The sequence below is a fragment of the Streptomyces sp. NPDC059452 genome, assembly GCF_042750035.1.
Lineage (GTDB): Bacteria > Actinomycetota > Actinomycetes > Streptomycetales > Streptomycetaceae > Streptomyces.
In genome coordinates this window covers 50,147-62,329 of the sequence record NZ_JBHYVE010000025.1, presented here as the reverse complement: position 1 = coordinate 62,329, position 12,183 = coordinate 50,147, and the positions used below count along the sequence as shown (strand labels likewise).

General features: G+C 74.7%; 1 protein-coding gene. It reads left to right on the top strand.

Annotated features, from left to right (window positions below; all coding sequences use genetic code 11):
• Positions 1-4: 4 nt before the first annotated feature.
• Positions 5-12,082: an SDR family NAD(P)-dependent oxidoreductase gene (locus ACFW9Z_RS28085; protein WP_384645368.1), complete on the top strand. Its 12,078-nt coding sequence runs from the start codon at positions 5-7 to the stop codon at positions 12,080-12,082.
• Positions 12,083-12,183: the final 101 nt, after the last annotated feature.

Sequence of the window (12,183 nt, the reverse complement as noted above, 5' to 3'; positions counted from 1 at the left end):
CCCGATGGTGAACGACGACAAGCTGAGGGACTACCTCAAGCGCGTGACGGCGGACCTGCACCGCACCCGCAGGCGCCTGACCGAAGCGGAGGAAGCGGGCCGTGAACCCATCGCGGTCACCGCGATGAGCTGCCGCTACCCCGGCGGCGTACGGTCTCCCGAGGACCTGTGGCGCCTGGTCACCGACGGCACCGACGCCATCACCGGCTTCCCCCGCGACCGGGGCTGGGACCTCGACCACCTGGACGACCCGGACCAGCTGCGCGAGGGCACCAGCCACACCGCCCTGGGCGGATTCCTCGACGACGTCGGCCACTTCGACCCCGGATTCTTCGGGATCTCCCCGCGCGAAGCGCTCGCGATGGACCCGCAGCAGCGGCTCCTCCTGGAGACCACCTGGGAGGCGTTCGAACGGGCCGGTATCGACCCCGCGACCCTGCGGGGCAGCAGGACCGGTGTCTTCGCCGGGGTGATGTACCAGGACTACGCGGTACGGCTGCGCCAGGTCCCCGACGACGTGGCGGGCTACGTCGGCAGCGGCAGCTCCGACAGCGTCGCCTCGGGCCGCGTCGCCTACACCTTCGGTCTGGAGGGCCCGGCGGTCAGCGTCGACACCGCCTGCTCCTCCTCGCTGGTCGCCATCCACCTCGCCGCCCAGGCCCTGCGGTCCGGCGACTGCACCCTGGCCCTGGCCGGGGGCGCGATGGTCATGTCGACACCCGTGCCGTTCGTGGAGATGAGCCGCCAGGGCGGCCTGGCCCGGGACGGCCGCTGCAAGTCCTTCGCCGCCACCGCAGACGGCACCGGCTGGGGCGAGGGCGTCGGCATGCTCCTGCTGGAGCGCCTCTCCGACGCCCGGCGCAACGGCCACCCGGTCCTCGCCCTGATCCGGGGCACCGCCGTCAACCAGGACGGCGCCAGCAGCAGACTCACCGCCCCCAACGGCCCGGCCCAGCAGCGCGTCATCCGCCACGCCCTGGCCAACGCCGGACTCACCCCCGCCGACGTGGACGTGGTCGAGGCGCACGGCACCGGCACCCCGCTGGGCGACCCGATCGAGGCCCAGGCCCTGCTGGCCACCTACGGGCAGGACCGCGCGGAGGGTCAGCCGTTGCTGCTCGGCTCGCTGAAGTCCAACATCGGGCACACCCAGGCGGCGGCCGGTGTCGGCGGCGTCATCAAGACCGTCCTCGCCCTGCGGCACGGCACCGTCCCGCCCACTCTGCATGCGCAGGACCCGTCCCCGCAGATCGACTGGACGGCGGGCGCGGTCCGCCTGGTCACCGCCAACACCCCCTGGCCCGAGACCGGACGGCCGCGCCGGGCGGCGGTCTCCTCCTTCGGCGTCAGCGGCACCAACGGACATGTCGTCCTGGAGCAGGCGGACGAAGAACGGGCGCACGAACCCGGGGACCCCGAAGACGCCGCCGACTCCGCAGTCCCCGCTGACCCCGCCGAGCAGGGAGAACCGGTCGCTTCGGCCGCCCCCACCGGCCCCGTCCAGCAGGGGGAACCGGTCGCTTCGGCCGCCTCCACCGGCCCCGCCAAGCAAGGAAAACCGGCCGCTTCAGCCGCCCCGGCCGCCCCCGAGGACGCCGACGCCCCCGCCGTACAGGACGCGGCCCGGCACGCCCCGGACCCGGACACCACACCCCCACCCGTCCTCCCCTGGGTGCTCTCCGGACGCACCGCCGAAGCCCTGCGCGCCCAGGCCGTACGGCTCCGCGACCATCTCGGCGCCCACCCCGGACCCAGCCCGGCCGAAGTCGGCCACGCCCTCGCGACGACCCGCGCCGCGCACGAGCACCGGGCGGTCCTGATCGGGGCCCACCCCGACGAGTTCCGGGACGGCCTCGACGCCCTGGCGGCCGGCCGCACCGCCCCCGGCCTGGTCCAAGGCACCGCCGGAAGCGGCGGACAGGTCGCCCTGGTGTTCCCCGGACAGGGGTCCCAATGGACCGGCATGGCCGTCGAACTCCTCGACTCCGCCCCCGCCTTCGCCGCCCGCGTCGCCGAGTGCGAGGCCGCCCTGACCCCCTACGTCGACTGGTCCCTGGAAGCCGTCCTGCGCGGCGCCCCCGGCACCCCGCCCGCCGAACGCGTCGATGTGGTGCAGCCGGTGCTGTGGGCCGTCATGGTCTCCCTCGCCGAACTCTGGCGCTCCTACGGCATCACCCCCGGCGCCGTCATCGGCCACTCCCAGGGCGAGATCGCCGCGGCGTGCGTCGCCGGAGCCCTCTCTCTCGACGACGGCGCACGGATCGTCGCCCTGCGCAGCCGGGCCATCCGCGCCCTGGCCGGTCGTGGCGGCATGGCCTCGGTGGCCCTGCCCGCCGCACAGGTCGCCGAACACCTCGCCCCCTGGGACGGCCGGCTCTCCGTCGCCGCCGTCAACGGACCCGCCTCCACCGTCGTCTCCGGCGACACCGACGCGCTCGACGCCTTCCTCGACCGGACGACGGCCCTGGACATCCGCAGTCGGCGCATCCCCGTCGACTACGCCTCGCACAGCGCCCACGTCGAGGACATCCGTACGGAACTGCTCGACCGGCTGGACGGGGTGACCCCGCGCTCGTCCGCCGTCCCCTTCTACTCCACGGTCAGCGGCGCCCTGCTGGAGGACACCTCCGCCCTGGACGCCGACTACTGGTACCGGAACCTGCGCGGGACCGTCCGCTTCGAACAGGCGACCCGCGCCCTGCTCGCGGACGGCTACCAGGTCCTGCTGGAGAGCAGCCCGCACCCGGTCCTCACCGTCGGCATGCTGGAGACCGTCGAGGACGCGGGCGCCGACGCCACCGCCCTGGGCACCCTGCGCCGCGACGACGGCGGCCCGCGCCGTTTCACCGAATCCCTGGCCGAACTCCACCTGCGCGGAGTCTCCCCGGACTGGGACACCGTCTTCGCCGGACGCCGCCCCGGACGGGTGGAACTGCCCACGTACGCCTTCCAGCGCGCCCCGTACTGGCTCGAGGACGGCGCCGCGCCCGCCGCCGACGTCACCTCCGCCGGACTGGCCCCGGCGGACCACCCTCTGCTGGGCGCCGTCGTGGTCCTCGCCGACAGCGACGGCCTGCTCCTCACCGGCCGCCTGTCGGTCCGTACGCACCCGTGGCTCGCCGACCATGCCGTCGGCGGCCGGGCCCTGCTCCCGGGCACCGCCTTCCTGGAACTCGCGCTCCAGGCCGGAGCCCGCGTCGGCTGCCCCCGGGTCGAGGAATTCACCCTGGAAGCCCCCCTGGTGCTGCCCGAGCACGGCGGCACCGTCCTGCGCCTCACCGTGGGCGCCCCCGATTTCCGGGGCCATCGCCCGCTCACCTTGCACTCCCGGCCGGACACCCCCGCCGACGGCGACCCCGACGACTCCGGCGACGAGCAGTGGACCCGGCACGCCGAAGGCGTCCTGGCCCAGGGCGGCGCGGAAGACACCGAGGCCGACGGGCCGATGCCCTGGCCGCCGCCCGGCGCCGAACCCCTCGCCCTCGACGGACTGTACGAGCGCTTCGCGGCGGGCGGATTCTCGTACGGCCCCGCCTTCCAGGGCCTGCGCGCGGCCTGGCGGCGCGGCGACGAGCTGTTCGCGGAGGCCGTCGTACCCGCCCCCGACGCCGACCGATTCGGCCTGCACCCGGCCCTGTTGGACGCGGCCCTGCACGCCACCGGAGTGCCCGGCGCCCCCGGTGCGGACGCCCACCCCGAGGGGCGGCTGCCGTTCTCCTGGAACGGTGTGACCCTGCACGCAACCGGCGCCGGGGTGATCCGCGTCCGGCTCGCCCCGGCCGGACCCGACGCGGTGACGCTCGCCATCGCCGACGCGACCGGCGCCCCCGTGGCGACCGTGGACGCGCTGGTCCTGCGCCCCGCAGGCACCCTCTCCCTCGGCGCCGACCGAACCCCTCAGGGCCGCCGCCACCAGGATCTCTACGCGACGGAGTGGGTCACCACACCCCCGCGCGGCAGCGGCGCACCCGTCCACCGCACCCCGGACCTGGCCACGCTGCTGGCCGCCGTCGACGCCGGGGCCCCGGTGCCCGAAACGGTCCTGCTCACCTGCGCGGAGCCCGTAGAGCCGACAGAGCCGACAGAGCCCGGGTACGCGGCCGGACCGGCCGAGGCGGTCCGCGCCGCCGTCCACCAGGCCCTCAGCGACATCCGTACCTGGCTCGCCGACGACCGCTTCGCCGACGCGCGCCTGGTGTTCGCCACCCGGGGCGCGGTCAGCACGGGGGAGGGGGAGGCCGTACGCAACCCCGCCCACAGCGCGCTCTGGGGGCTGGTCCGCTCGGCCCGCTCCGAACACCCCGGGCGCTTCGCCCTGCTCGACCTCGACGCCGACGACGAGCACGGCACCTCCGGGGGCGTCACGGCGGCCCTTGCCTCGGGGGAACCGGAGTGCGCGGTCCGGGGCGACGACATCCGCGTACCCCGGCTGGTCCGCGTCCTCAGGAACGACCCGGGCTCCCCGGATGACGCGGCCGGGTCCCTCCCGTCCTTCGACCCGGACGGTACGGTCCTGATCACCGGCGGCACCGGCCTGCTCGGCTCCCACATCGCCCGCCGCCTGGTCACCGGGCATGGCGTCCGCCACCTGCTGCTGCTCTCCCGCAGCGGCCCGGCCGCCGCCGGAGCAGGGGAACTGCGGGCCGAACTCGCCGCGCTGGGGGCCGAGACCGCCATCGTCGCCTGCGATGCCGCCGACCGGGCCGCCCTGGCCGCCGTACTCGCGGACCTGCCGCCCGCGCACCCGCTGACCGCCGTGGTCCACACCGCGGGCACGCTCGACGACGGCGTCGTCACCGCACTCACCCCCGAACGCGTGGACGCCGTACTGCGCCCCAAGGCCGAGGCCGCCCTCCACCTGCACGAACTGACCCGCGACCTCGACCTCACGCACTTCGTGCTCTTCTCCTCGGCGGCGGGCACCTTCGGCGGTCCCGGACAGGCCAACTACGCCGCCGCCAATGCCTTCCTCGATGCCCTCGCCGCCCAGCGCCGGGCGGCTGGGCTGGCCGGGCAGTCCCTGGCCTGGACCCTGTGGGAGCAGCCCAGCGCCCTCACCGGACACCTGGACGAGGACGACGTACGACGCCTCGCCTGGTCCGGGATGCCGCCGCTCTCCACCGAACGGGGACTCGCGCTCTTCGACACCGCCCTCACCGTGGACCGGGCCGCCCTGGTCCCGATGCGCCTCGACACCGCGGCCCTGCGGTCCGCAGCCGCCGACGGCACCCTGCCGCCGCTGCTGCGCGGCCTGGTCCGCACACCGCCGCGCCGGGCGGCCGCGGCCACGGAGGCGGCGGCCGACGACAACGCCCTGCGCGGGCGCCTCGCGGCCCTCGACACCGGCGGACGGACCCGGCTGCTCGTCGACCTCGTCCGCACCCACGCGGCAGCCGTCCTCGGCCACACCTCCCCGGACGCCCTCGATCCCGTACGGGCCTTCCGCGAGCTGGGGTTCGACTCGCTGGCCTCGGTGGAACTGCGCAACCGCCTGAACGCCGCCACCGGCCTGCGGCTTCCCGCCGGCCTGGTGTTCGACCACCCGACCCCGGCGGCGCTCGCGGACTTCCTGGGCGCCGGACTCACGGCCCCGGAAGCGGCCACGTCCACATCCACGACCACGTCCCCGTCCACGGCCGCTGTACCCTCCGTACCCGCGAGCCCGGCCGACCGGAACCGGGACGCGGACGACGACCGGATCGCGATCGTCTCCGTAGCCTGCCGTCTCCCCGGCGGTGTCCGCTCCCCCGAGGACCTGTGGCGGATGCTGGCCGAGGGCCGCGACGGCATCTCCGGGTTCCCCACCGACCGGGGCTGGAGCCTGGACACGCTCTACGACCCCGATCCCGACCGCATCGGCACCTCCATCACCCGCGAGGGCGGCTTCCTCCACGACGCGGCTGATTTCGACGCGGAGTTCTTCGGCATCTCGCCGCGCGAGGCCGCGGCGATGGACCCCCAGCAGCGGCTGCTCCTGGAAACCACCTGGGAGCTCTTCGAACGCGCGGCCATCGACCCGTCCACCCTGCGCGGTGCCCCGGTCGGCACGTACGTCGGCCTGATGCAGCAGGACTACGCCGCCCGGCTGCTGCCCTACATCCCCGAGGACGTCGAAGGATTCCTCGGCACCGGCAACTCGGGAAGCATCGTCTCCGGACGTCTGGCCTACTTCTTCGGCCTGGAAGGCCCTGCGGTCACCGTGGACACGGCGTGCTCGTCCTCGCTGGTGGCCCTGCACCTCGCGGTACGGGCGCTGAGGTCGGGCGAATGCTCGCTGGCCCTGGCGGGCGGCGTCAACGTGATGTGCAGCCCCGAACTGTTCGTCGAGTTCAGTCGTCAGGGCGGTCTCGCCCCGGACGGCCGCTGCAAGTCCTTCGCCGCCGGGGCCGACGGGACCGCCTTCGGCGAAGGTACGGGCATGCTGCTGGTGGAGCGCTTGTCGGACGCCCGCCGCAACGGGCATCCGGTGCTGGCGGTGATCCGTGGTTCGGCCGTCAACCAGGACGGTGCGAGCAACGGCCTGACGGCGCCGAATGGTCCGTCCCAACAGCGGGTGATCCGTGCGGCGTTGGCGGACGCGGGGTTGTCGGCGTCCGAGGTGGACGTGGTGGAGGCGCACGGTACGGGGACGAGACTGGGTGACCCGATCGAGGCGGAGGCGCTGCTGGCCACGTACGGTCAGGACCGCCCGGCGGACCGTCCGGTCTGGATCGGCTCGCTGAAGTCCAACATCGGACACGCCTCGGCAGCAGCCGGTGTGGCGGGGGTCATCAAGTCGGTGCTCGCCCTGGGGCGCGGGGTGATGCCGAAGACGCTGCACGTGGACGGTCCGACGCCTGAGGTGGACTGGTCGGCGGGGGCCGGGCGGTTGCTCACGGAGTCCCGTACGTGGGACGACGCGGGCCGTCCGCGCCGGGCGGGCGTCTCCTCTTTCGGGGTCAGCGGCACCAACGCCCACGTCATCCTCGAACAGGCCCCGGCCGCCCCGACAGCCTTCGCAGACCGGCCCGTTGAGGGGTCCGGGACACCGGAGACCGTCCCCTTGCTCCTTTCGGCGCGGACTCCGGAGGCGCTGCGCGCCCAGGCCGTGGCGCTGTCGGCCCGGATCGGAGACGGGTCGGGCGTCCGCGCGGCGGACGTGGCCTTCTCCCTGGCCACGGGCCGCAGCGCGCTGGGACACCGCGCGGCGCTGGTGGGCACGGAGGAGAACCTTGCCGAGCACCTGACCGCGCTGTCACAGAGTGCTGCGGTGTCCGGGGGCGGGTTGGTCTCCGGTCGTTCGGTGTTGGTGTTTCCGGGTCAGGGTTCGCAGTGGGTGGGGATGGCTGCGGAGTTGTTGGGTGGGTCGGAGGTGTTCGCGGGGCGGATGGGTGAGTGTGAGCGGGCTCTGGGGCCTTATGTCGATTGGTCGTTGACGGAGGCTTTGGGTTCGGAGGAGTTGTTGGGGCGGGTTGATGTGGTGCAGCCGGTGTTGTGGGCGGTGATGGTGTCGTTGGCGGAGGTGTGGCGGTCGTTCGGTGTGGCTGTGGATGGGGTGGTGGGTCATTCGCAGGGTGAGGTTGCTGCGGCGTGTGTGGCGGGTGGTTTGAGTTTGGAGGACGGGGCGCGGGTGGTGGCGTTGCGTTCTCGTGCGGTGGGGGTGTTGGCGGGGCGGGGTGGTATGGCGTCGGTTCCGTTGCCGGTGGAGGAGGTGCGGGAGCGGTGTGCTTCCCGGGGTTTGTCGGTGGCGGCGGTGAACGGGCCTTCTTCGACGGTGGTTTCGGGTGACGCGGATGCGGTTGCCGGGCTCGTTGAGGAGCTCACCGCTGAAGGTGTGCGGGCGCGGTTGATCGAAGTGGATTACGCGTCGCATTCCTCCCATGTGGAGGAGATCCGCGAGCGGTTGCTCGCCGACCTGAAGGACATCACTCCGCGTTCGGGGTCGGTGCCGTTCTTTTCGACGGTGACGGGTGGCTGGCTGGATACGAAGGGGCTGGACGCGGAGTACTGGTACCAGAACCTCCGTCGGACCGTCGAGTTCGGGAAGGCGACGGAGACGCTGCTGGCCGATGGTTTCCGGTTCTTCATCGAGTCGAGTCCGCATCCGGTGTTGGGTGTTGCGGTGGGGGAGTCGGTGGAGGCCGCTGGTGTGGAGGCTGCGGTGCTGGGGACGCTCCGGCGTGAAGAAGGCGGCCCGGAGCAGGTGCTGCGCGCGGTGGGTCGTGGGTGGGAGCGGGGGTTGGGGGTCGACTGGTCGGGGGCGTTCCCGGGGGCGCGGCGGGTCGAGTTGCCGACGTACGCCTTCCAGCGCAGCCGCTACTGGCTCGACGTCCCGACCACCAGCTGGGACGTCGCCTCGGCGGGGCTCGCCACGACCGGGCACCCGCTGCTCGGTGCGGCGATGCAGGTCGCGGACTCCGACGAGCTGCTGCTCAGCGGCCGGATCTCGTCGGTCACCCACCCCTGGCTCGCCGACCACGCGGTGTCGGGCGTCGTCCTCTTCCCCGGCACGGCCTTTCTCGAACTCGCGCTGCGCGCCGGGGCTGAGGCGGGCTGCCCGGTGGTCGAGGAACTCACCCTCGGATCGCCGCTCGTCCTCCCGGACGAGGGCGCCGTCCACCTACAGCTCCGGGTCACCGCGCCCGACGGTGACGGTCGGCGGAGGCTCAGTGTGTTCGCCCGTACGGCACGGGACGCCGACGAGCCCTGGACCGAGCACGCCACCGGCACCCTGGCACCCCGGCCCGCCGGGGATCCGGCCGGGGCCGAGGCGGGTCTGCTGAGCTGGCCGCCGTCCGGTGCCGAACCCGTGGACACCGGCGACCTCTACGAGCGCTTCGCCGAGGCCGGTCACCACTACGGCCCCGCCTTCCGCGGCATCCGTGCCGCGTGGCTCCGCGACGGCGAGGTGTTCGCCGAGGTGGTGCTGCCGGAGGCGCAGCACGCCGACGCCGCCGGATGCGCGCTGCACCCCGCGTTGCTGGACGCGGCCCTCCAGACCGCCGCGCTGCTGCCCGACCAGGACGGCCGGGCCCGGCTGCCCTTCAGCTGGAACGGTGTGACCTGCGGGATCACCGGGGCCACCACGCTGCGTGTACGGCTCGCCGCCGACGCGCCGGACGCCGTGACCCTGCACGCCCACGACCTGTCCGGGCGGCAGGTGCTCGGAGTGGAGTCCCTGCTGCTGCGGCCTCCGGCCGAGGGCGGGCCGCTCTCCGCGACCGCCCACGCAGACCTGCTGTACCGCCTCGACTGGACCCCGGCCACTGAACCGGACGCCCCCGCCGTGCCCACCTGGGGCACCCTCGGCGGGGCCGTCCCCGACGCGGTGTCGTGGCAGGACCTCGACGCCCTGGGGGCCGCCCTCGAAGCGGGCGCCGTTCTTCCCGAGGTGATCGTGGCGGCCGTCACCACCGCCGACCTGCCCGACGCCGCCGACCGGGTCCGCGCCACCGCGCACCAGGGCCTCGCCCTCGTACAGCAGTGGCTGGCCGACGAGCGGTTCGCTGCGGCCAGGCTGGCCCTGCTCACCAGGGACGCGGTCCGTACCGGACCGGCCGACCGTCCTGTCGACCCCGCCCAGGCCGCCCTGTGGGGCCTGGTGCGCAGCGCGCGGGCCGAGCACCCCGGGCGCTTCGTCCTCATCGACGTGGCCGGGACCGGCGAACCGGCGGATGCCCTGTCGGCGGCGCTCGCCGCCGGGGAACCCGAGCTGGCGCTGCGGACCGGCCCGCTGCCACTGCTGCCCCGGCTCGTTCGCGGCGGCCGGGCGGACGGCACGCTGTCCCTCCCGGACGGCGCCGCCTGGCGGCTCACCACCGATGGCCGGGGCTCCCCGGAGGACATCACGGCGGAGCCCGCTCCCGAGGCCCTCGCCCCGCTGGGCAAGGGCGAGGTACGGATCGCGGTGCGCGCGGCCGGGCTGAACTTCCACGACGTCATCGCCGCGCTCGGCCTGGACCCCGACCCCGAACAGCAGGGCCTGGGCAGCGAGGGCGCCGGGACCGTCATCGAGGTGGGCCCGGGGGTGGACGACCTGGTGCCCGGGGACCGGGTGATGGGGATCTTCGGGGGCGCGTTCGGCCCGACCGCCGTCGCCGACCGCCGTACTGTCGCCCGGATACCGGAGGGCTGGTCCTTCGCCCGGGCCGCATCCGTGCCGGTGGTGTTCCTCACCGCCTACTACGGCCTGTTCGACCTCGGGGGGCTGCGGCGCGGGGAATCGGTACTGGTCCACGCCGGGGCCGGTGGCGTCGGCATGGCGGCGGTGCAGCTCGCCCGGCATGCCGGTGCGCGGGTGTTCGCGACGGCCTCGCCTCCCAAGTGGGATGTCCTGCGGGCCGGGGGACTGGACGACGCGCACATCGCCTCGACCCGGACCACCGACTTCGCCGAGAAGTTCCTGACGGCCACGGGCGGGCGGGGCGTCGACGTCGTACTCGACAGCCTGGCACGGGAGTTCGTCGACGCCGGTCTGCGGCTGCTGCCGAACGGCGGCCGGTTCGTGGAGATGGGCAAGACCGATGTCCGCGACCCCGAGGCGGTCGCCCGGCAGCACCCCGGGGTGCGCTACCGGGCGTTCGACCTGATGGAGGCTGGTCCGGAGCGGATCGGCGAGATGCTGGCCGACGTCCTGCGCCTGTTCGGGGAGGGAGCGCTGCGGCCTCTGCCCGTCACCTGCTGGGACGTACGGCAGGCCCCGGCCGCCCTGCGCTCGCTCAGCCGGGCCCAAGGCGTCGGCAAGAACGTCCTGCTGCTGCCCACTCCGCCGGACCCCGAAGGGACCGTCCTGGTCACCGGGGCCACCGGCACCCTGGGGCGGCTCCTGGCCCGGCACCTGGTTGTCGCGCACGGCACCCGGCACCTGCTGCTGGCGGGGCGCCGGGGCGGCTCCGCCGACGGAATGCCGGAGCTGGTACGGGAGTTGACCGGGCTCGGGGCGTCGGTGACCGTCGCCGCCTGTGACGTCGCCGACCGCGCCGAACTCGCCGCCCTGCTCGGGTCGGTGGACGCCGCGCACCCGCTGACCGCCGTCGTCCACGCGGCCGGTGTCCTGGACGACGCCACGGTCACCGGGCTGACCCCGGACCGGTTCGACCGCGTCCTGCGGCCCAAGGCGGACGCGGCGCTGGCCCTGCACGAACTCACCCGGGACCTCGACCTCGCGGCGCTGGTCCTGTTCTCCTCGGGCGCCGCCCAGTTCGGCGCGGCCGGGCAGGCGAACTACGCCGCCGCCAACGCGGTCCTCGACGCCCTCGCCGCCGAACGCCGGGCCGAGGGGCTGCCCGGCCTGTCCATCGGCTGGGGCCTGTGGGAGGAGCGCAGCGAGATGACCGCCGCGGTCACCGCGGGCCGGGGCGCCGGGGCGGGCGCGCTGACCTCGGCGGAGGGCCTCGCCCTGTTCGACGCGGCGCTGAACTCCCCGTACGCCTACCTGCTCGCGGCCAGGATCGCCCCGGCCGCGCTGCGGGCGGACGACCGGCTGCCCGCCGTGCTCCGCGGCCTGGTCCGTCCCGCCCGTACCGGCGCCGGTACCGGCTCCGCCGCTGAACCGGCCCGTTCGATGGCGCGGCAGCTCGCCGAGCTGCCCGAGGCCGAGCTGCACCGGACCTTGCTCGACCTGGTGCGGGGAACCGCCGCGGCGGTGCTCGGCCACAGTTCGCCGGACATGATTCGTCCGGCCCGCCCGTTCAAGGACGTCGGCTTCGACTCCCTCACCGGGGTCGAACTCCGCAACCGGCTGGTCTCCTCGACCGGGCTGCGGCTGCCTGCCGCGCTCGTCTTCGACCACCCCACCCCGGAGGCACTGGCACGCCACCTCGCCGAGCGGGCCACCGCCGCCCGCCCGACGGGCGACGCGGCGGTCCGGGCCGGGCTCGACACCCTGGAGACCCTGCTCGACGCCCTGCCGCCGGGCGGCGTCAGCGACGAACTCGCCGCCCGGATACGGGACGTACTGACCCGCCCGCTGCCCGGTGGGACACCGTCCACCGCCGTCGCCCGCCCCACGGACGACGCGGACGACCTGGCTCCCGAGCTGATCGAGGCGGCCAGCGACGACGAGATGTTCGACTACATCGACCGGCAGTTGGGGGCCGGATGACCAGGGCACCGGTCCGCGTACCTCGCGCCGTCCGAGTACCTCGCGTACGCCGTGCGTCCGGCGCCGTCCGCGCACCTCGCGTACGCCGTGTGCCCCGCGCC

Bases quoted from the DNA above. Each gene is read 5' to 3' on its own strand.
- ACFW9Z_RS28085 (WP_384645368.1), top strand. From the start codon at position 5: ATGGTGAACGACGACAAGCTGAGGGACTACCTCAAGCGCGTGACGGCG.